At 69.4% G+C, this 24,685-nt stretch carries 25 protein-coding genes; 6 read left to right on the top strand and 19 right to left on the bottom strand.

Annotated elements, in window-relative coordinates; all coding sequences use genetic code 11:
* Positions 1–50: 50 nt before the first annotated feature.
* Entirely contained in the window at positions 51–866 is an 816-nt protein-coding gene (bcsS, locus tag ACLBX8_RS02590) for a cellulose biosynthesis protein BcsS (RefSeq protein ID WP_132366300.1), read from the top strand.
* A gap of 64 nt (positions 867–930) precedes the next feature.
* On the opposite strand, the gene ACLBX8_RS02585 is transcribed toward bcsS, so the two are convergent.
* Together ACLBX8_RS02585 and ACLBX8_RS02580 are read right to left on the bottom strand one after the other, a co-directional pair.
* Positions 931–1,191: a hypothetical protein gene (locus ACLBX8_RS02585; protein ID WP_447714566.1), complete on the bottom strand. Its 261-nt coding sequence runs from the start codon at positions 1,189–1,191 to the stop codon at positions 931–933.
* A gap of 434 nt (positions 1,192–1,625) precedes the next feature.
* On the bottom strand, positions 1,626–1,955 hold the full coding sequence (locus ACLBX8_RS02580) for a CsbD family protein (protein ID WP_091678804.1): 330 nt from the start codon (positions 1,953–1,955) through the stop codon (positions 1,626–1,628).
* Positions 1,956–2,336: 381 nt separating this feature from the next.
* Here ACLBX8_RS02580 and ACLBX8_RS02575 point away from each other — a divergent pair, with 381 nt between their 5' ends.
* Complete coding sequence (locus ACLBX8_RS02575; RefSeq protein ID WP_447714565.1) at positions 2,337–4,226, top strand: peptidoglycan DD-metalloendopeptidase family protein; 1,890 nt, start codon at positions 2,337–2,339, stop codon at positions 4,224–4,226.
* Positions 4,227–4,242: 16 nt separating this feature from the next.
* On the opposite strand, the gene ACLBX8_RS02570 is transcribed toward ACLBX8_RS02575, so the two are convergent.
* The gene (locus ACLBX8_RS02570) at positions 4,243–5,865 is read right to left on the bottom strand and encodes an adenylate/guanylate cyclase domain-containing protein (RefSeq protein ID WP_447714564.1); all 1,623 of its coding nucleotides are present in this window, start codon (positions 5,863–5,865) and stop codon (positions 4,243–4,245) included.
* A gap of 388 nt (positions 5,866–6,253) precedes the next feature.
* On the opposite strand from ACLBX8_RS02570, the gene ACLBX8_RS02565 reads away from it, so the two are divergent.
* Positions 6,254–7,846 carry an FAD-dependent monooxygenase gene (locus ACLBX8_RS02565; protein WP_447714563.1) on the top strand — a complete coding sequence of 531 codons (1,593 nt, stop codon included), beginning with the start codon at positions 6,254–6,256 and terminating at the stop codon, positions 7,844–7,846.
* A gap of 75 nt (positions 7,847–7,921) precedes the next feature.
* On the opposite strand, the gene ACLBX8_RS02560 is transcribed toward ACLBX8_RS02565, so the two are convergent.
* From ACLBX8_RS02560 to ACLBX8_RS02540, 5 genes are all read right to left on the bottom strand, one after another.
* The gene (locus ACLBX8_RS02560; protein WP_447697811.1) at positions 7,922–8,638 is read right to left on the bottom strand and encodes an MOSC domain-containing protein; all 717 of its coding nucleotides are present in this window, start codon (positions 8,636–8,638) and stop codon (positions 7,922–7,924) included.
* Positions 8,635–9,183 carry a peroxiredoxin family protein gene (locus tag ACLBX8_RS02555; protein ID WP_447697810.1) on the bottom strand — a complete coding sequence of 183 codons (549 nt, stop codon included), beginning with the start codon at positions 9,181–9,183 and terminating at the stop codon, positions 8,635–8,637. Before ACLBX8_RS02555 ends, ACLBX8_RS02560 begins: the two co-directional genes overlap by 4 nt.
* Before the next feature lie 136 nt (positions 9,184–9,319).
* Positions 9,320–10,321, bottom strand: coding sequence for a catalase (locus ACLBX8_RS02550; protein ID WP_447697809.1), 1,002 nt, complete (start codon positions 10,319–10,321; stop codon positions 9,320–9,322).
* Between the two features lie 167 nt (positions 10,322–10,488).
* Entirely contained in the window at positions 10,489–11,208 is a 720-nt protein-coding gene (locus ACLBX8_RS02545) for a hypothetical protein (RefSeq protein ID WP_447697808.1), read from the bottom strand.
* 14 nt (positions 11,209–11,222) lie between these two features.
* A complete protein-coding gene (locus ACLBX8_RS02540) occupies positions 11,223–11,897 on the bottom strand; it encodes a MarR family winged helix-turn-helix transcriptional regulator (protein ID WP_427507704.1) in 675 nt (224 codons plus the stop codon).
* A 304-nt stretch (positions 11,898–12,201) separates the two neighbouring features.
* Here ACLBX8_RS02540 and ACLBX8_RS02535 point away from each other — a divergent pair, with 304 nt between their 5' ends.
* Positions 12,202–12,486 carry a hypothetical protein gene (locus ACLBX8_RS02535; RefSeq protein WP_020091654.1) on the top strand — a complete coding sequence of 95 codons (285 nt, stop codon included), beginning with the start codon at positions 12,202–12,204 and terminating at the stop codon, positions 12,484–12,486.
* 136 nt (positions 12,487–12,622) lie between these two features.
* On the opposite strand, the gene ACLBX8_RS02530 is transcribed toward ACLBX8_RS02535, so the two are convergent.
* From ACLBX8_RS02530 to ACLBX8_RS02520, 3 genes are all read right to left on the bottom strand, one after another.
* Positions 12,623–12,874 (bottom strand): hypothetical protein, encoded by a 252-nt coding sequence (locus ACLBX8_RS02530; RefSeq protein ID WP_020091655.1) that lies wholly within the window; start codon positions 12,872–12,874, stop codon positions 12,623–12,625.
* 142 nt (positions 12,875–13,016) lie between these two features.
* On the bottom strand, positions 13,017–13,280 hold the full coding sequence (locus ACLBX8_RS02525; RefSeq protein ID WP_447697807.1) for a hypothetical protein: 264 nt from the start codon (positions 13,278–13,280) through the stop codon (positions 13,017–13,019).
* Positions 13,281–13,502: 222 nt separating this feature from the next.
* Entirely contained in the window at positions 13,503–13,763 is a 261-nt protein-coding gene (locus ACLBX8_RS02520) for a hypothetical protein (RefSeq protein ID WP_447697806.1), read from the bottom strand.
* A gap of 303 nt (positions 13,764–14,066) precedes the next feature.
* On the opposite strand from ACLBX8_RS02520, the gene ACLBX8_RS02515 reads away from it, so the two are divergent.
* A complete protein-coding gene (locus ACLBX8_RS02515; RefSeq protein WP_056521514.1) occupies positions 14,067–14,318 on the top strand; it encodes a hypothetical protein in 252 nt (83 codons plus the stop codon).
* Between the two features lie 124 nt (positions 14,319–14,442).
* Here ACLBX8_RS02515 and ACLBX8_RS02510 read toward each other — a convergent pair whose 3' ends face one another.
* From ACLBX8_RS02510 to ACLBX8_RS02480, 7 genes are all read right to left on the bottom strand, one after another.
* Positions 14,443–15,783 carry a hemolysin family protein gene (locus ACLBX8_RS02510; RefSeq protein WP_447697805.1) on the bottom strand — a complete coding sequence of 447 codons (1,341 nt, stop codon included), beginning with the start codon at positions 15,781–15,783 and terminating at the stop codon, positions 14,443–14,445.
* Between the two features lie 339 nt (positions 15,784–16,122).
* Positions 16,123–16,845 carry an ABC transporter ATP-binding protein gene (locus ACLBX8_RS02505; protein ID WP_010682999.1) on the bottom strand — a complete coding sequence of 241 codons (723 nt, stop codon included), beginning with the start codon at positions 16,843–16,845 and terminating at the stop codon, positions 16,123–16,125.
* Positions 16,838–18,886, bottom strand: a complete 2,049-nt coding sequence (locus ACLBX8_RS02500) for a branched-chain amino acid ABC transporter ATP-binding protein/permease (RefSeq protein WP_447697804.1) — start codon at positions 18,884–18,886, stop codon at positions 16,838–16,840. Before ACLBX8_RS02500 ends, ACLBX8_RS02505 begins: the two co-directional genes overlap by 8 nt.
* 38 nt (positions 18,887–18,924) lie before the next feature.
* Positions 18,925–19,797 carry a branched-chain amino acid ABC transporter permease gene (locus ACLBX8_RS02495; protein WP_020091659.1) on the bottom strand — a complete coding sequence of 291 codons (873 nt, stop codon included), beginning with the start codon at positions 19,795–19,797 and terminating at the stop codon, positions 18,925–18,927.
* Positions 19,798–19,932: 135 nt separating this feature from the next.
* Complete coding sequence (locus tag ACLBX8_RS02490) at positions 19,933–21,144, bottom strand: ABC transporter substrate-binding protein (protein WP_447697803.1); 1,212 nt, start codon at positions 21,142–21,144, stop codon at positions 19,933–19,935.
* A 280-nt stretch (positions 21,145–21,424) separates the two neighbouring features.
* Entirely contained in the window at positions 21,425–21,814 is a 390-nt protein-coding gene (locus ACLBX8_RS02485; protein ID WP_447697802.1) for a tautomerase family protein, read from the bottom strand.
* A 361-nt stretch (positions 21,815–22,175) separates the two neighbouring features.
* Positions 22,176–23,060, bottom strand: coding sequence for a LysR substrate-binding domain-containing protein (locus ACLBX8_RS02480; protein WP_447714562.1), 885 nt, complete (start codon positions 23,058–23,060; stop codon positions 22,176–22,178).
* A 117-nt stretch (positions 23,061–23,177) separates the two neighbouring features.
* Here ACLBX8_RS02480 and ACLBX8_RS02475 point away from each other — a divergent pair, with 117 nt between their 5' ends.
* Positions 23,178–23,573 carry a tautomerase family protein gene (locus tag ACLBX8_RS02475; RefSeq protein WP_447696607.1) on the top strand — a complete coding sequence of 132 codons (396 nt, stop codon included), beginning with the start codon at positions 23,178–23,180 and terminating at the stop codon, positions 23,571–23,573.
* 63 nt (positions 23,574–23,636) lie between these two features.
* On the opposite strand, the gene ACLBX8_RS02470 is transcribed toward ACLBX8_RS02475, so the two are convergent.
* Positions 23,637–24,512, bottom strand: coding sequence for an SDR family NAD(P)-dependent oxidoreductase (locus ACLBX8_RS02470; RefSeq protein ID WP_447697800.1), 876 nt, complete (start codon positions 24,510–24,512; stop codon positions 23,637–23,639).
* Between the last annotated feature and the right edge of the window lie 173 nt (positions 24,513–24,685).

Genomic DNA, 24,685 nt, shown 5'->3' with positions numbered 1-24,685 from the left:
CGACGAGTGTTGGTTAAAGCGTAAATCGTACCTTAACGGAGCTTTCGAATATGGGCGGGACTGCGGAACCAGCTGCCCGACGTCCTCGCACTCCGTTCACGACCGTTCTGGCCCTCTCGTGCGCCTGCGCGGCGGCCTCCGCCACGCAGGCCGCCGCCGCCGACCTCCCGGCGCGCAGCGCCGGCGCCGACTGGTACACGGGCGCCTCGCAGCAGGCGGTCGACGACAGCTGGGCCGTCGCGGTCGACGGATCCACCAGCGTCACGTCGAACAGCTCGGCCTTCGGCTCCGTGACGGTGACCGCCGCGCCGAACGGCTCACCCACCCGGGACGGCCTGCGGGTCCGCGTGGACGCCATCGGTGGCACCTACTCGTATCCCGGCCGGTCCGTCGCGACGCGGGTCACCGGCTACCAGCAGGAAGGCGCCCTGCAGGCGGGTTACGAGTGGGTCTGGAAGGACGCGGCCCTCGCAGGGTTCATCGGCTTCAACGTCCGCAGCAACCAGCTGTCGATTCCCGATCCGGGCAACCCGGTCGTCGGTACGGGCGTCGGGCTGAAGGTCGCGGGCAATTTCTACGCGACGCCGACCGACCGGACCATGGTCTCGGCCTACGGCTCGTACTCGACGAAGTTCAACGCCTACTACTCGCGCCTGCGCGTCGGCTACATGCTTGCCGACGGCGTCTATATCGGACCCGAGGCGCTGTTCCTCGGCGACGACTTCTTCCGCCAGTACCGGATCGGCGCCCACCTGACCGGCGTCCGCTTCGGACCCGTCCAGATGTCGGTGGCCGCCGGCTACGTCCGGGATCGGGTGCAGGGCTCCGGGTACTATTCCAGCATCGAGGCGCGCTCGACCTTCTAGGGTACGGCGCGGGCTGTCTGACGGGACCCGCGGCCCGCGGCGGAGGCCGCGCGGACCGGAGACGCTACCGGGACGTCGTCAGCAGCCGGCCGGGCCGCAGCGGGTCCCAGACGCCTTCGAAGACGGGCTGCATCGCATCGTTGAGCGACTGCACCTGGGACACCGGCGACGGGGCCACTTTTGGCTGAATGCCAACGACGGTGGGCGACGCGCCGAGGAGACCGATCAGGCAGAGGCCGGCGATCGCCCAGCGCGGCGCACCCCAGGTGTGGAGCACGCCGGCCAGCGTGACGAAGATGGCAAATAGGCCGATGAACTGATGCATTAGACACCTCTCAGCGGTGTCTAGAGCGAGAATAGAGCCAAGGACTCTGTTCCATAACGGAACACAAATTACCAACGGATGGATACTGGAGGCTCATTCCCGGACTCGGGCGTGGACCCTCGCAGGTCGCCGACACCCTCTGTGCCGCAAGGATCGACCAGGCAGCGCCGATGGGCTTCCGACGGGCGTGGCGGCTGCGTGCGGCATGTGCCTGAACCCGCTCGGGTCGCTTCCGACCGATATGCGATGGTTCGATTAGGACGGCGGTTCCCGGTCGAGAACCGGCGCCATCCTCCTCTCGCGCGGGAGAGGGGGCCCGCGCCTCCCGCGGCACGGGCTCGGCCCTGGCCTCCGTGCCGAGTTAATCGCGCACGGCGCTCGCGGCCCCGCGATCCCGTCGACGTGAGGCCGACGGCGGCACGCGGCGATCCGTGTCAGAGTCGGCTGACGAGGAAACCGAGACCGAAGCCGACGAGACCGGCCACGATCAGGGAGGCGTGCGGCCACTCGACGGATTTCTGATGACCTTCCCAGGCGACGTGGCGGCTCCGGTCGTAGGCCTCGGCGGCGTGGTCCGAGACCTCGTCGGCCGCGTGCCGCACGGCGTCCTTGGCTTGGCCGTAGAGGTTCTCGGCGGTCCCCTGCGCCTCCCGGAGACGCCCCTCGAGCGCGTGACGGTCCGAGCCGACGGCGTCGCCGACCGCGCCCTGCACCTTCCCGCCGAGCGTGCGCGCGGCACCCGTGATCCTGTCCGTGTCGACCATGACCATGTTCTCCGAATGTATCGCGGCAAGGTGCCGAAGTCGCGGCGGTCGGACCCCGATCCCTCTTCGGCGACTGGGGCAACAGCGATCTGCGCCGGGCGTTCCCCGGCTCCGTGGCGGAGTCCGGTCGAAACGATCGTGGGCGGTCGACGAATGCCCCGTCCTGCCCGCCGGTACCGCGCTCGACACGTGCGCTCCTTGAGCGGACGAGCGTCGCGCCAGGCGCAAGTCGCAGCCTCATTCAGGCCGCACTCACCGCCGAAGCGGCGAGCTTGAGCGTGAGGGGACCGGATGAACGAGGGCGGACGAGCACCGCGCGGCGGGCTGCCCATTCTGCACAGGTCCCTGTCGCGCAGCGCGGTCGCGGCCCCGACCCACGGAGTGACGACGCCGCTCGACCGGCGACGGCTGAACCTGCGCTGGCTCTGCGCCAGCTGCCTGATCGCCACCTGCGGCGCGGCCCTCATGGGGGCGGCGCTCCGCATGTCCGTCGACACCGATCTCGCGCCAGCCAAGCCGACATTCCGCCAGGGGCCCGCCCAGGTCGCGGAGGGGCAAGGGGTGGTCGGACAGCGCGGCGACCGCCTCGTGCGGCGCCAACTCGTCGCCTCGGACCGGGAGGAGTTCTCCGCGCCGGTGACCCACCAGGTCGGCGCGCGCGAGATCATCCGGACCCAGCCCTTCGTGCGACTGGTCACGAGCCTGTCCTCCGGCGACGCGGTCGACGGGCAGATCCCACCCTTCGATCCGACGCGCCAGCTCGCCGCGGACGGAGAGGTCGCCCCTGTCGCAGACGAGCCGGTGGACGATCCGTCCGGGACCACGGTCACGATCACGCGCTCCGCGCTCGCGGGCACACCGGTTCCCGACGACGCGCCCGGCCTGAGCGACGAGGACGTCACGGCCCTCGTGGAGAGGCAGTCGGATGAGGCGCGCGAGACGGGGCCGCGGATCGCCGTGCCGCTCGCGCCGCAGCGGCTGCTCTCGCAGATCCTGGTCGCCGCGCCGGCCGAAGCCGCCGCGACGGCCGCCGGCGCCGATACGGGCCGCGACCCGTTCCACGCGATCGAAGTGCGGGTCGTCCCGGAGAACATCACCGACCTCGCCGAGACCCAGCCCGCCTCCGGCCTAAGCCTAACTGAGACGCGCGACGTCGTGCTGAAGCGCGGCGAGACTCTGGCCGACGCGCTGGCGGCGAACGGTGCCGAGCCGGCGCGCGTGACCGCCATCCTGGCCGCCTTCAGCGAGCATGCCCGCACCGGGCTGGCCGAGGGGCAGCACGTTGACCTGCTCCTCGTCCGGTCGCGCGCCGGCGAGGCCGCGCGCCGGATCGCCCGGGTGACGCTCTACGGCGCGGGGGGCGTCGAGGAGATCGTCGCGGAACGGGATTCCGGCGGCTTCGTCACGGTGGCGCCGCCGTCGGCCCAGGTCGCGGCGTCGCGTTCCGGCGACGACGGCGACGGAGAGGGCTCGGGCACCAGCCTCTACAGGAGCATCTACGAGGCGGTCCTGCGCAACGGCCTGCCCGGCATCCTGGCCGAGCGCATCGTCGGCATCTTCGCGTTCGGCCTGGACATGCAGCGCCGGATCGCCCCGTCCGACCGGCTGGAGGTGCTGTTCAGCCCGAGCGAGAAGGCGGGCGGCCCGCCGGAGGTGCGCTACGTCGCCCTGACGCTCGGCGGGGTGAAGCACCGCGCCTACCGCTTCGAGGCGCCCGAGGCCGGGACGGCGAGCTACTTCAGCGAGACAGGCAGCTCGCTCCGCAAGTTCCTGATGCGCATGCCGATCGCCGACGGGCGGATCACCTCGCCCTTCGGCACGCGCGTCCATCCGATCCTCCACTACGCCCGCTTCCACAACGGCGTCGATTGGGCCAACAAGGCCGGCACGCCGATCATGGCGACGGGCGACGGGACGGTGGCGTATGCGGGCCCGCGCGGCGGGTACGGCAATCGCGTCGAGATCCACCACGCGAACGGCTACGTGACGGCCTACAATCACCTGCAGCGGCTCGCGCACGGCGTTCAGGTCGGAGCGACCGTCCATCAGGGGCAGGTCATCGCCTACATGGGCTCGACCGGCCTCTCGACGGGCCCCCACGTCCACTACGAGGTGAGCGTCAACGGGCGCTTCCTCGACCCGATGACGATCCGCCTGCCCGACAGCCAGGGCGTTTCGCCCAGGCTGATGACGGCTTTCGAGCGGCAGGTGGCGGCCACGAACGCGCTCCGCCACCACGGCGCCCTGGCGATGTCGGCCCTGCCGCTCTGACGCGGTCGCCCGGACCTCAGCCGGCCGCGGAGGGCCGCGTGCCGTCATCCGAGGGGGTGCCCGCCCCGGTCATCCGGCGGTCGACAGCGGCGAGCGTGTCGAGCAGGCGCTTCCGGAGACGCGCCGCGCCCTCCATCTCCAGGGCGTCGACGTCGACGTAGAAGTCGATCCCCCGGGCGTGTTCGGAGAAGATCGTCTCCGGGGCCTCGGCGGTGAGGTCGCCCTCGATGGCGTAGGGGACGATCTCGCGGCTGATGCCCTTCATGCGGATCGGCTCCTGCGGGCTCGCCTGGACGATGTCGCTCACCAGCGCGTAGGTCTCGTAGCTCAGGGTGATGCCGCCCGGGACAGCGGCCGCCTGGAGGCGGGCGGCGAGGTTCGCCTCCGCGCCGATGATCGTGTAGTCCATCCGCTCGTCGCTGCCGAAATTGCCGACGTTGCAGTAGCCCGTGTTGATGCCGATCCGGGCCTGGAACGGGCGCTCGATGCCGGATCGCCGCCAGCGGGCGTTGAGCTGGCCCAGGCGCTTCTGCATCTCGATCGCCATTCGGACGCAGGCCTGCGCGTCTTCGCGGACGCCCCGGCTCTCCGGGTCGCCGAAGAAGACCAGCATCGCGTCGCCGATATACTTGTCCACCGTGCCGCCGTGCTTGACCGCGATGGCGGTCATCTCGGTCAGGTACTCGTTCAGCAGCGCGGTCAGCTCCTCGGGCTGCAGGCGCTCGGTGGTCGCGGTGAAGTCCTTGATGTCGGAGAAGAAGATCGTCAGCTTCTTGCGCTCGGTCGCCACCGACACGTCCCGCTCGCCGCTGAAGATGCTCTTGTAGACCTGGGGCGAGATGTACTTGGCGATCTGCACCGAGACCGCCGCCAGGAACCCGTTCGACTCGGTCAGCTCCCTGTTCATCCGGTCGATGAGGCGGGACTGGCGCGCCTGCAGCAGCAGGAAAGTGGTGCCGGCGAGCGCCGCCAGGATGAAGTAGCCGAGCAGATACTTGAAGGCGAAGACGTTGGCGGCGATCGGCTGGTGCAGGACGATCTCCTGGATGCCGCGGACGTCGCCGACCTTCCAGTCGGTCTTCGGGCTCAGGGGATGGGCGTTGTGGCAGCGCACGCAGGCGGATTCCATGCGGATCGGCGCCGCGATGCGCACCTGCCGGTCGAAGATGGACCCCGTCGTCTCGCTGACGAAGCCGGTCTTGGGGTGCGCCCGGAGGTCCGCCAGGGCCTGGGTCTCGAAGCTGTCGAGATCGTGCGGCTTGCGGTCCTTGAACGGGAGATCGGAGACGAAGCGGTACTTCACCGCGCCGTCGCCGCCGCTGATCCGCTCGCCGAGTTCCAGGGAGAGCGTCGCGGGGATCGGGATCGCGTTCGGCACCCCCTTGTAGTCGTGACGCGTCTCGACCCGGCCGGTCGCGGCGTTGACCGCCTGGACGACGTCGCTGGCGTAGAAGCTGCGCATCTGGTCGATGATCCGGCCGGTCTCGATCGCCTGCGTGGCGAGCATGCGCTCGGACAGGCCGCGCAGGTCGAGCCAGACCGCGACCGGCAGCCCGGCCAGGCCGAACAGGATCGCCGCCACCAGGAGCGGTCCCATGAACCGCTGCTGGCGCGCGACCGACTCGTCGAAACTCGACATCTCTCGCGACCCCGGGGCGCCAGGACACGGCCCCCATACTGGTCAGCTCCATATACAATGATGTCTTTCCCGAGAAGCATTGACTTTTCGGGCGCACCCCAAATCGCGGCATCAATGCAATGTCTGCGCGAAACACAGTCGACGAAATCAATCGACTTGGGGAGGTCGTGGCGCGCCCTCAGCCGTCGGCTCTCCGGAACGCGCGCTGAGCCGCTGTCGCGGGATCGGCGCATCGTTGTCGGTCGGGAGCGGCGCATCCCGAGCCGTGCCTGCGGCGGATCCTTCGAACGAAATCTATAGTCCGCGCGTCGACGGCGTGATTCCGGCCAAGCCATTTCAGATAGGTGCGGGCGCTGGGACGATTCGGGATCGGTCCGGGGAGGGTGCGATGGCGGATGTACTGATCGTGGGAGCCGGTCCGGTCGGTCTGACGCTCGCCTGCGAACTCGCCCGGCACGGGGCGCGCTGCCGGGTCGTCGACGCTGCGGCGCGGCCGTCGCCCTATTGCCGCGCGATCGGGGTTACCCCGCGCACGCTGGAAGTCTGGGAGGACATGGGCCTCGCCCGCGAGATGATCGACGCGGGTCTCTGGCTCACGGGCCTGCGCACGATCCTGCACGGCCAGCCGCCAATCGACGCGGTCAGTCCACCGCTCGATCTGCCCTACGCGTCGCTCGGTCTGCCCCAATTCGAGACCGAGCGCGTCCTGAACCGTCAGTTGGAGCGCTTCGGAGCCCGGGTCGAGCGCGGCCTGCGCCTGACGGCCCTGGAGCAGGACGCCGCCGGAATTTGCGCGCACCTGCAGGAGGCGGACGGTGCGGTCGCGGAGGCGCACTTCCGCTACGTCGTCGGCTGCGACGGTGCCCACAGCACGGTCCGGCGCCAGCTCGGCATCGCGTTCGAGGGCGAGGCCTATCCCTGGCCGTTCATGCTCGGTGACGTGCACATCGCCTGGGATGTACCCTACGGCCTCGCGGTCCGGGCGCTGCGACTGAACGAGGACGCCCCGCCCGACATGTTCATCGCCATCCCGCTCCCCGAGCCGGGCCGCTACCGCGTCTCGATGCTCGCGCCGCAGCATCTGGTGCCGGCGGGCGGGTCGGACCACGGGATCCAGGCCGAGCTTCAAGGCCCGTCGCTGGCCGACCTGCAGGCCGTGGCCGACGATCTCCTGCCGGACGGCTCGCGCCTGGCGGACCTGCGCTGGTCGTCGGTGTACCGCATCAGCATGCGCCTCGCCGCCGCCTATCGGCGCGGCCGCTGCTTCCTGGCGGGCGATGCCGCCCACATCCACCCGCCGACCGGCGGGCAGGGGATGAATACCGGGATCCAGGACGCCTACAATCTGGCCTGGAAGCTCGCCCTGGTTCTTCGGGGCGCCAGCCCCGAGGCTCTCCTCGACAGCTACGAGGGGGAGCGGCGCCCGGTGGGCGCGGACGTGATCGCGCGGACCCGGACGGCGAGCGAGGGATACGGTCGGGAGCGCGGCGGCGCGCCGGACCGCCTCGCCGACACGCAGGTCCTCGTCAGCTACCGGAACACGGCCTGGATCGCCGACGACGCGACGGAGCCGACGGAGGCCGGCCCGAGGGCCGGCGACCGGGCGCCCGACGTCAACGGGCTGGTCCGCGACGGACTCGGCTTCCCGACGCGGCTCTTCGACGCCCTCCGCGGCACCGAGCACGTCCTCCTCATCCACGCTGCCGGGGTATCGGACGCCGTGGCCGGCCCCGATCTGCCGATCTGGGCCCGCCAGCACCGTTCCCGCGTCCGGGTCGTCGTCATCGGCAGCGAGGTGCCCATCCCGGGCGTGCCGACGCTCGCGGATCCGACGGGGGCCTTCGGTCGGGCTTACGGCGCGGGGACCATGGCCTGCCTGATCCGGCCGGACGGCCACCTCGCCTGGCGCGGCCGGACGTGGCGCGAGCCCGGCCTGCACGCGCATCTCCGGCGCCTGTTCCCGTCGGCCTTTCCGCAATGAGCGCGTGCCGTGGCCGGCATCCGACCGGCAGCCCGGCCCCTCGTCCGAGGCCCAACCGCATCGACGCGCCCGCGTTCAGGCGCCCGGCCCGCCATCCCGTCCGGTGACGCGCTTCGACCAGTCCTCGACCGCGCCGGTCCGCAAGCGTCGGCGCAGGAGCAGGCGCCAGCTCTCCGCCAGTTCCGGGATCGCGCTCGCGGCCTGCAGCTCGGACCGGTTGTGCGTGTCGACGTAGAGGAGGTGGATCAGGCGCGCGAGCGACCAGTCCGGCCGCGGACGGGCGCGGAGCTCGATCCTGTCGCCCGGCTCGGCGACGCCGTCCTCGAGGACCCGCCAGTACCAGCCCGTCCGCCCCGTTCTCTGCACGGCGAGCGCCATCCCGGATCGTCCGAAGCGTCGGTCGAGCTTGAAGCAGGGCTGGCGCCCCTGGCTGACCTGTAGCAGCGCCGAGCCGAAGCGGGCGACGTCGCCGACGCAGACGTCGCGCTCCGTCCAGCCCGTCGTGGCGAGATTCTCACCGAAGGCGCCCGGTGCGGAGAGCAGCGGATGATCGCCGATCTCGGTGGCCCAGGCGGTGTAATGGTCCTGCGGATACTGGTGGAGCGCCTTCTCGGGACCGCCGTGGTACCGGAGATCGGCCTGGGCATCGCCCACGAGACCGGTCGCCGTGATCCGCCACGGCGCGGGAACGGGGTTCTTGACGATGCCGCTCGGCGGACCGTCCGGTCCCAGCGGCGCGACCGGGCCGGCGAGGACGAGCGGGAGGACGGGTGGGAGAAGAGGCGCCGTCATGGCCGCGTTTTCTCCGTGATCCTACAGCCGGCTTCGTCGCACCCGTCCGGTGCCAACTCCCCGCGCATCGATCCCGTGCCCGGTCCCGCGATCAGCGAGCCCACGAGGATCCCGAGCGCGAGGTCGTCGACCTGCCCGAAGGCGTGTTCCCGGACGCGTCCGTCGCGGTCGATGACGATCGTGGTCGGCGTTCCGCGCATACCGTAGCGCCGCATCGTCTGCGGGATCGGACCGTCGTCCTCGCGGAGGTCGACGGCGATCGGCAGGGTCAGACGGTACTCGTGGATGAAGGCTTCGAGGGCGACTTCGGTCATGGCGGCATGATGCTCGAACACCGCGTGCAGGCCGACCACCGCGACCGCGCCGTTGCCGGCAAACATCCGGTGCAGCTTCTCGGCCTGCGGCGTGCCGTGCGCCACGCAGCCGGGGCACAGCATCTGGAACGCGTGCAGCACGACGACCGTGCCGCGCAGCGCTGCGAGGGAGAGCGGCGCGGGCGTGTTGAACCAGCGACCGGTCAGGAGTTCAGGGGCCAGGATGGTCATGCCGCTTCTCCGGATCTCCAGTCGTCGTTGACGGGCGGCCGTCTGGTCGCATCGGCCGCTGGCCGCGCGGCGCCCTGTCGAGGCGCGGCCCGCGGGTGTGGCGGCCGGGCGGTGGCAGCCGCCGGGCCGAGGAGGCTCACTGGGAGCGGAGGCCGAACGAGATCCCGTAGGCGGTGCGGCGCGCCGCGAAGATCTCGTCCTTCGGCGCGTCGATGCCGTCCGCCAGCTGTCCCGGGTCGAAGATACCCTGGTCGCAGGTCTCGTTCGGCTCGATGCCGGTCACGGCGATCGTGCCGAGGGTGACCGCCTTCCGGTCGTCCTCGTTGGGCCACCGCTGGGTGATGTCGCTGCCGAGATCGTCGTTGGGCCCGGCGAGCAGGGCCACGACGTCGAACCCCGCCGGGCCCTTCGACAGCTCTTCCCGCAGCGCGTCGGCCAGGAAGTGTGCAGGCTTGCCCTTCGCCTCCTCGTCGCTGAGGGTGATCTCGCCGGCTCGGGGCACGATCTTGAACTTGAAGGGCACGGCACGGCCGTCCGCGTTGAGCCCCGTGAACGTGTGCACGCCCCAATAGACGAGGCCGGCATAGCTGCCCGGGACAGGCTTGCCGGCGACGAAGGCCGCCTGGCGCGTCGTCTCCGGATTGGCCTTCGCGAAGGCCGCGATGGCCTCCGGATTCGGCTTGCCGTCGGAGCCGGGAACGCGGACCTGCAGGAACGCGAGCATCTGGTCGACGGTCCGCGCGAAGTGGACCGGCGCGTTCTCGAACAGCAGGTGGGTCTCGCCACCGTCCGACAGGAGCTTGATCGAGAAGCCGCGCAAGACGGTCCTGGTCGCGTCCGGCACCGACGGGTTGCCGCCGCCGACCGAGAACCGCCCGACGAGAGGCCAGGGCCGCGTGAAACTGATCGACCGCGTCACCTGTCCCACTTCGGCCGCAGGGGTGTAGGTGCCGCGGACGCACTGCCCTTTGGCGAAGGTCGGGCGCACGCCGGGCCGACTGCCGGCGACTGTGCGCAGAGCCTCCACCAGGTCCTGGGCATCGGCGGCGATCGCCCCTGTCGGCGGCGCGAGGAGCGCGAGAAGGATCCCGCCGAGGCGTGCCAGCGCCGCGATCCTCGGCGCGGTCGGCGCCCTCACGGGTCCGCGATCGATCACGTCTGCGCGCGGCGAGGGCCCGGCCGCGGCCGGGGGTGGATCGTCGAGGCGGGCATATGCCATGGTGATTCGTCCTTCTCTGATGCTCGGAGGGGGATCTTCCGGCGGTTCGGCGATGGCAGTCGCCGAACCGCTTCCTGTCGCGCGTCCTACTTCTGAGGGGTCACCTTGCCCGGCAGCGACAGGTTGCCCGAGGCGACCTTGAAGACGTCGCTGACGCAGAGCAGCGGCGCGTGCAGGTTGCCGTTCACCTTGAGGCCGGACGTCACCCCGTCGAACGAGGCACCCTTGATGCCGGTGATGAGCGAGACCGGGATCTCGACCTGAACCGTGTCGCCCCGGAAGGTGGTCGGATAGTCCGGGCTGTCGATCAGGAGCGGGACCTTCGGCCAGGTCGGCGGAACCTTCGGCTTCGCGCCGTCCGGGATATCGACGACCTTCAGGCCGCCGCCGCAGGCCGCGTCCTTGGCGAGCACCACCCAGTGCGGGTGCCAGACATGGCGGTTCCTGGCACCGTAGGCCGCGTCGTCGAAATCGGGGTGGAAGGTGACGGCGAGCGCCACGATACCCTGAGCCTTGTCGAAGCCGATCGCGTCGCTGTCGAGGGTCGTCGGCCAGACGTAGGCGTAGACGCTCGAGCCCTCGAACTTGCCGGTGGCATCCGGCTTGTCCTTGCCCGCCTCGCCCCGGACCCGGGTGGTGAAGACGGCGGTGTCGCCCCTGGTCGCGATCGTCGTCTCGACGATGTCGAACGACGCCAGGACAGCGGGACTCGGCTGCGCCCGGATGGGCCCGGCCGAGGCGCCGGTGGAGAGCGCGCACAGAGCCGCCGCCACGAGGCCGACGCCCCGTGCCTTGATCCTCGTCATGACGATGTGTCCTTTCAGGTCTCTCGTGGTGCTCGGAGGGGCGGCGATCCATTCGCGAAGGACGTCCAGGTGGCAGCCTGGACGTCGGGATCGGCCGCTTCATGCTCGCCGCAATCGAGCCGGAGATCCCGGGTCCCGATCGCGGCGTTCACGAAGGCACAATGGTGGGGCTGGGCCTCGGCCGGATGGGCGTTCGGCCTGAAATGGCGGCAGCTGACGCACATCCGCTGCACGGGGATGGCACCCGCCTGCTGCAGGGTCCGGATGAGCTTGATCTGGGTCAGGAGGAGATCCGCCTGCTCAGGCGGCGTCAGCCGCGCCAGAGCCGACATCACCTGTGACGTGGCCGCGGCGAGGGCGCGCCCGAGCGCGCGGCCTTCGTCGGTCAGGCGCACGATCACCGCGCGGGCATCCGTGGGATCGGGCGCGCGCGTCAGCAGGGCCTTGCGGGCGAGCGCGGCGAGCGTGTCGGCCATGCTCGGTGCCGAGACGGCCAGCTGCGCGGCGATCTCCTTCGCCCTCAGGCCGGCCGGGCGTCCCGCGAGCAGCGCCAGCACCTGCGCCTGTGTCGGATTCAGGCCCGCGTCGCCCGCGGCCGCCCACAGATCGGCCCGCAGCACGAGGGCGACGCGCTCGAAGCCCTCGCGCAGGCGGATCAGGACGGGATCTGGGTCGGCCGCGTGGTCCATGGATCGATAATTAGGAGTCCTAAGTATTGGAGTCAAGCGATGTGGCAACCGCCGCTCCGCACGCGCACCGCAGCTCTGGAACGGGCCACTGCTTCCGGAGGACGACCTCCGACGGCGACGGCTCCGTCCGGCACGATCGTCGGTCGCGGCGCCACAGGATCGGCGCCGACATCAGGACGACGCGACGCGCGCGAAACAGTCGGACCTCCGCGGCGACGAACAAGGGGGCGCCGACCCCTTTTCCGACGTCCGGAACGGTCGTGACGCAGGTGCATTCTCTTCCGGATCGAAGAGGAGCATCAGCATGCGCATCGTGGGACAAGCATCCGCCATCGCTCTCGTGACACTCATGAGCGTCGGTGCGGCTGAGGCGAAGGGCTGTATCAAGGGCGCGATCATCGGCGGTCTGGCGGGCCATTACCTCGCCGAGCGCGGCGTCGTCGGCGCCGTCGCAGGCTGCCTGGGCGGCCGCTACCTCGCCAACCGGCAGGCGCGGCGCAAGGAGATCGAGTACGGGTCGCGGGTCCAGCCGCGCGACACCGGCTACGGCGCGCCCCAGGCCTACCCGCGCCGGTCCTACAGCTACTGAACACCGGCGGGGGCGGCTCGGGCCGCCCCCGCGTCTACGGTCTTCGATCCGATGTATTGCCTGTGCGGTCAGACCCGCGCGGGACCGATGGCGAGGCTGATCGCGTCCGATCTCGGGAGACGACAGCCGGGTTGGATCAGCCCTTCTTGCCCTGCTTGTAGCTCTGGATGGCGCCCTGGCAGCCCGGCGACAGCTTGGCCATATTCTTCTCGAAACAGGCTTGAGTCTCGGGCCCATCGTCGGGCGGCATGCCACCGCAGAAGGTCGTGAAATCGCCCATGCATTGCTGCTGGAGCGCCGCCTTGTCGTCGGCCGACATGGGCGCGGCGAGCGCGGCCGTGGCCCCCGCGGACAGAAGCAGAGCAGTCGTGATCAGACGTACCGGCATAGCGATGCTGTTCCTCGTGTCGATGAACCGCTCAGAAAGCCGGACGGGCGCCAAACCGTTGCATGCGGTGCGCCGATGATCGGAAATAAAAAAAGAGGCGCCCGGCCGGGCACCTCTCTGCTCCGTATGATTCCAGGTCGGTTCAATCGTCCCAATCGTCGTCAAGGTAACGATGACCGTATCCGCGACGCTCGATCACGCGAACATCCGGACGATCCCAGTCACGGTGGCCGAAGCGAACGCCGCGATAGCCGTCGCCGTAGCCTTCGCGCACGATCACGCGAGAATGGCCGTGACCCGGACCGTAGCCGTAGCCATAGCCCCCACCCCACTCATGGGCCTGAGCGGCAGAGGCTGCACCCAGTAGCGCGGTGCCGGCGACCAGGGTCGTGATAAGCTTCTTCATACTCCAACCTCGTTCATCGAACTGAAACGAGAAATGCAGTCGCCGATCATCGCGTTCCACGGCTCGCGAAATTAATCAATTCTGCCGTTCATCAACAATTCATCTTCGGCGATCCGCGCCTCACGAGCCGGAACCGAGCCCGGATCCTTATTGATCAGCATTACGCAACTTGCAGTTCGTTCGTCCCGTCGGGCAAAATAGCCGGACGGGGCGACGGTCGTGTCAGCGACGGGTGCCGGTCGAGCTGGTGCCGGTGGTGCCCGTCGTGCTTCCGCCGCTTCGCGACGTCGAACCGGTCGAGTCCGTCCCGCCGGACTTCATCTCGTGGCCCGGCGCGTAACCGGACGCGCCCGGGCTCCCGGCCTGGCTCCCGCGATCCTGCATCTCGTGGCCTGGAGTCTTGGACGAGGCCCCCTGCTCGGCGGCGACGGCGCTGCCCCCGAGTGCGAGGGTGGCGAGGACGATAATCGGCAAGCGTGTCATGGAGCGTCTCCTGTTTTGGAGCCCCTAAACGGCAGGATCTCCGGGACCGTTCCGACAATTCGTGCCGCTATCGACGTCGTGACGGCGCACGATCACGCTGTGAACGCCTGTTCCACCGGAACCTGTGCCGTTCCATCGCCACCAGTGCTTATTCTCGGACCAGCGCGATCCTGAAGACCGCGCGGTTATTCGGAGAGGCTCCGAACTGACCAACCTCGTGCCTTCGCGACGGCGGGGAACGGTTTGCCGCGGAGCACCGTAACTGGGGCGACGCGGGACGCCCCCGCAGTGAGGAAGGCATCCATGATCCGCACGCCAACGCTGATCCTGCTCGGCACACTGACACTGGCCGGAGGCATCCTCGGATCGACCTCGGCCGCCTTCGCCGATCCGCCCTGGGCCCGCGGAGAGCGGGGCTTCCGTCACGGCGGCCCGCCACCCTGGGCGCCCGCGCACGGCTATCGCCGCCACCGTGAGTTCGGTGGCTACGGACGCAGGGACGCGCGCTTCTACGAAGGGCGACGTTACGGTGGCTATCGCTACGATCGCTACTGACGGTCGCGATATCGCTCCGAACTCGCGCGGTCGACGGCTACCGCCGCGCGAGACGACGCGCCCGCGATTCTCGCAGGCATATGCGCCGATTGGATATGCGCCGATTGATGGCCCGGCGACGCGCTCACGCCCCTCCGACCGGCGCCCGCGCCGGCAAGCGGGTGGCCAGAACCTTGTCGATGCGACGGCCGTCCATGTCGACCACCTCGAGACGCCACCCCTCCGCCACGAACGCGTCCCCCGCCGCCGGAATGCGGCCGAGCTGGAAGATCACGTAGCCGGCCAAAGTCGTGTAGTCGTCCGTGCCCGGCGGATCGTTGAAGGCGAGACGCTCGAACGCGTCCTCAGCCGGCATCATGCCGTCGATGAGCAACGAGCCGTCCTCGCGCTCGACGACCGCCGGGTCCTCACCGACCTCGGGTATGTCGCCCGCAATGGCCTCGAGAAGATCCGTCTGCGTGACGATGCCTTCCAGGCTGCCGTACTCGTCGACGATCACCGCCAGCTGCACGGGGTTGCGCTGGAAGCTCTCCAGCGCCGTGAGAACCGTCATGCCCTCGTGGACGACGTTCGGCGGCCGCATGGCGGTGGCGATATCGAGGGCTCGCCCGTCGAGGATCTGATCGAGCAGGTCCTGCTTGCGCAGCACGCCGACGACCTCGTCGATGCCGCCGCGGCTCACGACGACATGGGCGTGGCTGCAGGCGCGGACCGCCCGCGTGATCTCCTCGGGCGATCCGTCGAGGTCGACCCACTCGACCTCGTGGCGCGGCGTCATGATCTCGCGGACCCGGCGGTCTCCCAGCCGGAAGATGCGCTCGACCGCTTCCTGCTGGGCCTCGCGGATGAGGCCTGCCTCGCGGCTCGCCTCGACCAGGAGGTTGAGCTCGGACGTCGAGTGGTGGCCGCCCTCGCCGTGGCCGGGCTGCAATCCGCACAGGCGCAGGACGCCGTTGCCGAGCCCGTTGAGAAACAGGATGGCCGGGCGGAACACGAACAGGAACACGCTGAGCGGACGGATCACCGCCAGGGCCGTGCGCTCGCTGCGCTGGAGCGCGAGGCTCTTCGGCGCCAACTCGCCCAGCACGATGTGCAGCGCCGTCATGATGACGAACGAGATCACCACGGCGACCGTGTGGGCGGCCGCCGTCGAGAGCATGTCCGGCAGCCACGTCAGTGTGGGCAAGATCAGGTGGGCCAGCGCCGGCTCGCCGACCCAGCCGAGCGCCAGGGACGAGATGGTGATGCCGAGCTGCGTCGCCGCGAGGTGGGCGTCGAGGTGGTCCGTGGCCCAGAGCAGCGCCTTCGCGTTCACGCGCCGCTCGGCGACGAGTTCGGCGACGCGACTCCTGCGCACCGCGACCAGGGCGAACTCCGCTGCGACGAAGAAGCCGTTCGCCAGAACCAGGGCGAGGACGGCAAACAACCCTAAGGCAGTCGCCCAACCGTCGTCCAAAATCGACACCTCCCGTGTGGCCGTCGCGCCGGCCGCGTCCCGACGGTCTCTACAGGAGAGCGGCGGCGCGGCCTACGGGCATCAGTGCCCGACCGGCCTCAGCGTTGTCCCCGGCGAACCTCAGCAAACACCGGGCCGCCCGCGCCCGGCGTCGGACAATCCTGTAGGGCGTTCGCGAGCGCGGGCGCTTGTCCGCGAGGGTGATGCGCCGACCGTCAGGCATTCGCGAGCCGCGCCGACGACGGTGCCCCGGGCGTGATCCGCCGGCCCCTGCGGGACAGGGTCATGCCGGGCGCCGGGACTGGGGGACATCCCAGGCCACGCGCGGCACCGATCCGCGGTCGGATGTCAGTGGCTGCCGCCGAGATACGCCGCCCGCACGGCCGGATCGTTGCGCATCTGCTGCGCCGGGCCCTGGAAGCGGATCCGGCCGTTCTCCAGCACGTAGGCGTGGTCGGCGACGCCGAGCGCCGCCATGGCGAACTGCTCGACGAGCAGCATCGTCACCTGCTCGGCCTTGAGCAGCCGGATGATCCGGAAGACCTCCTCCACCAGCTTGGGAGCGAGGCCCATCGAGGGCTCGTCGAGCAGGAGAATCTCGGGCCGCAGCATCAGCGCCCGGCCCATGGCGAGCATCTGCTGCTCGCCGCCCGAGAGCGTGCCGGCGAGCTGGGCGCGCCGCTCCTTGAGCCGCGGGAACATCTCGAAGGCCCGCTCGCGGTCGGCCGCGACGTCGCCCTTCGGGCGCGAGCCGGTCAGCCGCGGGAAGGCGCCGAGGGTCAGGTTATCCTCGACCGAGAGCGTCGGGAAGACGCGCCGGCCCTCCGGCGAGTGCGCGAGGCCGAACCGGGCGACGTCGTGGCTGTCGAGGCCGCCGATCTCCTGTCCGTTGAGGCGGATCGAGCCGGCCCGCGGCCGGATCATGCCCGACAGGGCGCGCATCGTGGTGGTCTTGCCGGCCCCGTTGGAGCCGATCAGCGCCACGACCTGGCCCTTCGGAACCTGGAAATCGAGGCCGTGCAGAACCTCCACCTGGCCGTAGCCGGCCGACAGACCCGTGACCTCAAGCATGGGTCATCTCCTCGTCAGCGACGGGGCTGCCGAGATAGGCCTCGACCACCTTCGGGTCGGCCTGGACCTCGCGGGCGCTGCCCTCGGCGATCTTGTGGCCGAAATCGAGGACGCTGACGCGGTCGCACAGGCCCATGACCACGTCCATGTGGTGCTCGATCAGGATCACCGTGATGCCGGCGTCGCGGATCTTGCGGATGATCGCCGTCAGCTCGGCAATGTCGGGGGCAGTGAGGCCCGCGGCCGGCTCGTCGAGGAGCAGCAGGACCGGGTCGAGGGCGAGCGCGCGACCGATCTCGAGGAGCCGCTGCTTGCCGTAGGGCAGGTTGCGGGCCTCCACCTGCGCCAGGGCGCCGAGGCCCACGAAGTCGAGGATCGCCATGGCGCGGGCGCGCTGCTCGCGCTCCTCCCGGCGCCGGCGCGGCGTGCCGAGGATCGCGTCGAACAGGGTGCCGCGGAAGCTGTGGTGCAGGCCGACCAGCACGTTCTCGAGCGCGGTCATCTCGCGGAAGAGCTGCACGTTCTGGAAGGTGCGGGCCACGCCGGCAGCGGCGATCTCCGACGGGGTGCGCCCGTCGAGGCGCTTCTTCCCCTGGCCGCGCGCGAGGGTCACGCTGCCGCCGGTCGGTTTGTAGATGCCGGTGAGCACGTTCATCATCGTGCTCTTGCCGGATCCGTTGGGACCGATCAGCCCGTGGATCGTGCCTGGCCGCACCGTGAGATCGACGCCGGCCAGCGCCTTGAGGCCGCCGAACTGCATCAGCGCCTGATCGACGGAGAGGAGCGGGTCGGCGCCCCGGTCGCCGCTCTGCACGCTGAGGGCCGCGCCCTCGGCGTGGAGGCTCTTGCCCTCGGCCGTGTGGGCCGGGCGCAGGGCGGGGATCTTCTCGCGGAGGAAGCCCACGATCCCGTCCGGCAGGTAATACACCACGAACAGGATCATCAGGCCGAACACGGTCAGCCGGAAGTCGGTGACCGATTCGAGCGCGAGCGTGGCCGGGAAGAAGGCGAGGCAGAGCGCGACCGGCACCAGCAGGGCGAACCGGTTCTCCCGGCGGCGCAGGAAGGCGAGAGCGCCCACGACCAGTGCCGCGGCGGCGATGATCCCCGCCATGATCCGCACCAGGCCGATATCGGCGAGCACGTTCGGCATCATCACGATGATCGCCGAGCCGATGATCGGCCCCGCCCGCGACTTGCGGCCGCCCATCGTGACGGCGAGGAGGAACAGCACGGTGAGCTCGAACCCGTAGGAGTTCGGCGCCACGTAGCGCTCCGACCAGGCGAACAGCGCGCCGGCGAGGCCGGCCAACGCCGCTGAGATCACGAAGGCGTAGACCTTGTAGCGGTAGACGCTGACGCCCATGCAATCGCAGGCGATCGGCGAGTCGCGCAGCGCCTCGAAGGCGCGGCCGTAGGGCGAGCGCACCACCCGGTTGACGACCAGGATCGTGGCCAGGAGCGCCAGACAGACCAGGTAGTAGAACTCGAGTTTGCGGCCGGCCGCGCCCCAGGGGGCCTGGAGGCCCAGCAGCGAGAAGTCGAGGACCCGGGCCGGCGGCAGGGTGATGCCGAGGGGACCGTTGGTCAGCGGCGTCAGCTCGTTGATGAAGATCTGGACGATGGTGCCGAAGGCCAGCGTCACCATGGCGAGGTAGGGGCCGGTCACCCGCAGGGCCGGCACCGCGAGCAGCACGCCGAAGGCGGAGGTCACCCCGATCCCGGCCAGGATGCCCCACCAGATCCCGAGCTTGAAGTGCAGGAACAGCACCGCCGCCGAGTAGGCGCCGACGCCGAACAGGCCGGCATGGCCGAGGCTCACCTGCCCAGTATAGCCGACCACGATGTCGAGCCCGAGGATCAGGATCGCGTAGATCGCGATCACGATCATCAGGTGGATGTAGTACGAGCTCGTGACCACGTGCGGGAAGACCGCGAGGCCGACGACCAGCAGCACGGCGCCGAGGATGCCGACGTGGCGCGACAGGCTGGGGGCGGCCGCCGGGGCGGGCGCTTCGGTGGGGGCGAGGGTCTGCGCCATGGCTCAGGCTGCCGTGAGAATTGCGCGGGAGGTCACGCTCAGACCTTCTTGATGACGGCCTTGCCGAACAGGCCGACCGGGCGGATGGAGAGGACGACGAGGAGCAGGATCAGGCCCGGCACGTCCTTGTAGCCGGTCGAGATGTAGAAGCCGGTCAGCGTCTCCGCGACGCCGAGGATCAGGCCGCCGACGATGACGCCGAGGCCGGATTCGAGGCCGCCGATGATCGCCACCGCGAAGGCCTTGAGCGCCAGCACGGAGCCCATCGTCGCACCGGTCAGGGTGACGGGCGCCACCAGCACGCCCGCGAAGGCCGCCGTCATGGCGCTGATCGAGTAGGAGAGGGTGATGACCTTCTGGGTGTTGATGCCCATCAGCCCGGCGGCGTCGATGTCGTTGGAGGTGGCGACGACCGCCTTCCCCCAGATCGACTTGCGATTGAAGATCTCCACCGCCAGCATCATCAGCAGCGCGCCCGCGACGATCAGCAGTTCCATCGGCAGGACGCGCACGCCCCCGACCTGGAGCGCCGTCTCGGGCAGCGGGGAGGGGAATTTGAGGTCGTCACGTCCCCAGACGTTCTCGGCGACGTTCTTGAAGATGATGCCGAGCGCGATGGTGGCCATGATCCACCCGTACTCGGACTTGATCTTCACGGCCGGGCGCACGCCGAGGCGCTCGACCACGGCTCCGAGGGCGAAGCCGAAGACCAGGACCAGCGGGATCATCAGCCAGTAGCCGACGAACGGCACCAGGGTCAGGCCGAACAGGGCCCCGAGGGCCAGCGCCTCGCCCTGGCCGAAATTGAGGGTCTTCGAGGTCGCGAAGGTCAGCTGATAGCCGAACGCGATGGCGGCGTAGATCATGCCGACCGCGACGCCGGACGCGATGAGCTGGAGCAGGATTTCCATGGGATCGCTGTCGCCGGAGTGACGTCCGGTCGCGCGGCGGGCGCCGCGGGACCGCTGTGCTGAGCGCCGGCGGGCTGTGACGCCGCCGGCCCTTAGGGAGACGCCGCGCCCGTCGCGGGCGCAGCGTCCGGATCCTCAGTTCGAGGACTTCTCCTTCAGGCGAACCACGCCGGCGTTCTTGGCGTCCTCGTCCTTGGCGTAGACGATCTTGCCGTCCTGCACCTTCCCGAACACCACCATGTTGCGCGAGATGGCGTTGTGGTCCTTCGCCGTGAAGGGCTTGTCGTAGGTCGTGACTACGCCCTCGACCTTCTCGTTCAGGTTCTCCAGGGCGGCGCGGATCTTCGCGCCGTCGGTGCCGCCGGCCTGCTTGATCGCCGCGGCGAGGAGGTAGATCGAGTCGTAGCCCTGGGCGCCGGCCACGGGGGTCGGGATCTTCGTGACGCCGTAGGTCTTGTAGTAGTTCTCAAGGAACGCCTTGCGCTTCGGCAGGGTCTGATCCTCGATGAAGGTCTGGGGCATGATCACGCCGTTGCCGTTCGTGCCGGCGATGTCGATGAAGCTCTGCATCGAGGACGGCCAGCTCGTGATCATCGGAACTTTCCAGCCGAGCTTGGCCATGCCGTTGGCGATCTGGGCCAGTTCCGGCCCGATGCCGTAGGCCAGGATCACCTCGGCGCCGGCCTGCTGCGCCTTCAGCAGCTGGGCCGTCATATCGACGTCCTTGATGTTGAACTTCTCGACCGCGACGGGCTTCACGTTCTTCGTCGCGAGATACTTCTCGATGTCCTCGCGCCCGAGCTGCCCGTAATTGGTCGAGTCCGCCAGGACCGCGATCTTCTTGTGACCCTGGGCGAGGGCCTCGTCGACCATCAGGCCGGCCTGAAGCACGTCGTAGGCGGAGTTCCGGAAGACATAGTTGGCGTCGTAGTCCGGCTCCTTGAACTGGTTGGTGATGATCGTCCCGGTCGCGACGTTGTTGAAGACCGGGATCTCGGCCTCCTGGTAGAAGCGCTGGGCGGCCAGAGCCACGCCGGTATTGATGAAGCCGACGCTCGCGACGACTTTCTCCTTGTTGATCAGTTCCTGCGCGACCTGCGCGCCGACCTCGTTCTTGGCCTCGTCGTCGCGCTCGATCAGCTGGATCGGCCGGCCGAGAACGCCGCCGGCCTTGTTGATCTCGGCGGCGGCGAGCTTGGCGCCGTCCCGCATCGAGACACCCATCGAAGACGAGCCGCCCGTATAGGGCCCGCTCAGCCCGATCTTGATCGGGCCCGCGGCCCGCGCCGGGGCCGACACCATCGTCAATAACAGCACCGCGGCTGCAGCGCGACCTGCGAAGACCATCGTTTCCTCTCCAAGATTCCGCGTGCGCGGTGTGCCATTCACCGTGGCACTCTGGAAGGGAGATCTCCCGAGACGGGTCGAGCCGTCAAGCTGAGATTTTGGGCGATCCCAGACGATTAATACAGATTGTCCGTTCCACATGTCGTAAAAGCTGCAGGCACCACAATTTCACGTCGTTGGTGCCGGCAGTCGGATTAAGCGCCGGGCGCGTTCGTGCCAGGCCAGCCGCGCCGGTCGGCCGACACATGATCCGGCGCGCCCATTTGCGGAACGCTGAGAGCTATGCGCGGCGGCGCCCGCGCTCCGCCTGGGTCAGGCCGTCGTAACCCCAGCTGTCCTTCGGCACCTCGTGGATGACGATGTAGGACACCTCCACCAGTCCGGCCCCGAGGACGGTCTTCAGGAGCTGGTTTACTTCAGCGATGAAGCGCGATTTCTCATCGGGCGTGTTCGTGTCCGCGCTGATGATGGCATCCACGTGCGCGGCGCGGGCGATCGGCTCGGCACCGACGCTCCATCCCGCGGCAGGCACCGCCTCGACCAGTACGCCGACCTGAGGCGCGACCTTGTGCAGGACGGTGGCCATCAGCCGGGTGATGCCCGCCTGGATCGCCGTGATCTGCTCGGGTGCGAGGGGCGTGCCCGCGACTTTGACATTGATGAAGGGCATGGTCGTCGGTCCGTGGCTTCGCGACCGCCGCAGCGGCCAACGGACGAAGGGTTACGTGACCTTGAGAGTTCGGATAATTTGAAAGTTCGCTACTCTATGTTCGACAAAAACGAATGATGCGGCCTCATCTCCGCTGGCGCGAGCCACGTCACCCTCGGCTCCGCCGCCCCGTGATCGAGCCTCGCGACGCGGACAGGGCAAGGTCCGAACAGCGGTCGGGTGCCTCTCGCGGTCTCTCCTCGAGAAGTCCTGGCCAGGGCGATCGGTCACCGTTCGCGCGCGGGCAGAGACCGAGAGGACTGATGTTCGATGGCCGGGGTGTCTGCGGCGCGCCGAGAGCCCGTCACTGGCCATCGCGCCCTTACGCGACGTGCTCCCTTATGGTCTCGAGAAGAATATCGGTGAGCCGCGCGACGGCCGGCGCCAATTCGGCTTCGGCCTGGTGGAGTGTCAGTGACGCGCTCGGAAGAGGCGGCAGGCCGGTCGCGGCCGGATCGAGAACGCTCAGCGTTTTCGGCAGGCCGACGGCGGTGCGCGCGGTGACACCCAGGCCACCTTCGGCGGCGGCCCAGAGTCCCGAGAGGCTGGGGCTGGTGAAGACGAGCCGCCAGGGCAAGCCGCGACCGTCCAAGGCAGACACGGCCGCGGACCGGAACGTGCACGGCGGCGTGAAGGCCGCGAACGGGACGGGTTCCCGGACCGGGTCCGCGAGACCCGGCCAGTTCGGGGGTCCGATCCAGTGGATCGGCACTTCGGCGACCCGGTGCGCGTGAGGGGCACCGCTGCCGTCCCCCCAGACCAGCGCGACGTCGAGCTCGCCCTTCAGGGTCTTCTCGACGAGCTGCGCGCCGAGCCCGACCTGAACCTCGATACGCACACGCGGATAGGCCCGCGAGAACCGCTTGAGCACCGCCGGCAGCCAGCCCTCGGCGAAATCCTGCGCGAGGCCCAGCCGCGCCCAGCCCTCGAGCTCGGGTCCGCGCAGCCGGTCGACCGCCTCGTCGTTGAGTTCCAAGAGCCGCTTCGCGTAGCCGAGCATGCTCTCACCGGCGGCGGTCAGCGCGAGACCGCGTCCCGCCTTCTGCACGAGCGGCTGACCAACCTGTTCCTCCAGCTTCCGGAGCTGCGTGCTGACAGCCGATTGCGACCGCCCCAGTCGCTCGGCCGCGCGGGCGAAACTGCCGAGCTCGAACCCGGTCACGAAGGTGCGGAGCACGTCCATGTCGAGGTTGGTGCGGGTCGCCATGGTTCGATTTCTGGAAAGTCTTTATTCAGGTGTTTCAAATTTTCCGGACGATCCTGGGGGCGTAAACGGGGAGCGTCAAGGCGGCCAGCCGCTCGACGTCTCAGGAGACTGCAAGCCATGCCCCTCGTTCGCATCTCGCTCCTCAAGGGCAAGTCACCGGCCCATATCAGAGCCATCTCGGACGGCATTCATCGCGGCCTGCGCGACGCCTACGGCGTGCCCGCAGACGACCGCTTTCACCTGATCCATCAGCACGCGCCGGACGAGCTGATCTACGATTCCGACTATCTCGGGCTTCACCGCACCGACGACCTGGTGATCATCAACATCGTCGCGGGCAATTGGCGGGACACGGCGAAGAAGAAGGCTCTCTACAGAGCGATCACCGACAACCTCGTCGCCGATCCCGGTCTTCGTCCGGAAGACGTGCTCATCGTCCTGTCGCCGAACGCGCGCGACGAGTGGTCCTTCGGCAACGGCCTGGCGTCCTACGTCCAGGACGACGCGGATTGATCCGTCCGGGGCAACGCGATCTGCCTGGCGGGACCGCCGCCTCGCGCTGACCGGTTCCGAGCCCTAGGCCGGGACGCGCGCGCCGTCCCAGGCGAAGACGCTTCCGGTGTCCGCCACGTCGAGCTCGCCGAGCACGCGCAGAAGATGAGCGGCGCTCTCGTCGGGTCGAAAGACGCCGGGGGCAGCCGGATCTGGGCGGAAGGGCCGCGACAGGTTGGAAGCGACCGTGCCCGGATGGAGGCCGACGACGATCGCGTCCGGGCGGCTGCGGGCCACCTCGATCGATAGGGTCCGCAGGATCTGGTTCAGAGCCGCCTTCGAGGCACGGTAGGCGTACCATCCGCCCGAGCGATTATCCTCGATCGATCCGACCCGTGCCGACAACGCTGCGAACACGCAACGTCCCTCTCGTGCCAGCAGCGGGACGAAATGCTTGGCGACGAGGGCGGGGCCGATCGCGTTGATGGAGAACACGGCGGCCATCGCGCCGGGATCGAGCGCCTTCAGCGCCTTCTCGGGCGCGACGCCGTCCTGATGGAGGATGCCGGTCGCGACGATGACCAGACCGACCGGTCCGGCCTCCGCGACCGCGACCGCGGCCGCAGCGATCGACGCCTCGTCGGCGAGGTCGATCGCGTGGCTGCGGATGCCGTGCGGGAACGATGGCTGCGAGCGCGAGAGGGCGAAGATCGAAGCATAGGCTCCGCTCGCGGCCAGTCCGGAGACAAGGGCTCGGCCGATGCCGCCGGAGGCGCCGATCACGACCGCGCTGGTCGAAGTCGATGAGGTCATGGCGACGTCGTCTCGGCGGGCGCGCGGATCGGCTAACTTCAGTGGAGACCAGCCCGGTTCGATGGCTGGCGTTGCCTCGCCCGATACATAGGCGCCCTCTGGCCGCTTGGCAGCCGCGATAACGGGTCGCCGCGCGCGCCCTTCCAACCTCCGGTCAGGGCAAAGGCCTGATCCATGCCAACGCAGGCGCTACAGGCTCATCGCGAACAGGTCTCGATCTCGTCGCACGCGCAGCGCAGAGACCATTGGTCCGTCTAAGCACAGCTTCCCCCGAACATGCTCGACATGTTCGGGGGATCGCCGACCGGTACAGCGAGCGT

The sequence above is a fragment of the Methylobacterium sp. D48H genome, from assembly GCF_053345715.1.
The sequence above is the reverse complement of the archived record's forward strand: the minus strand, read 5'-3'. Positions and strand labels throughout refer to the sequence as shown.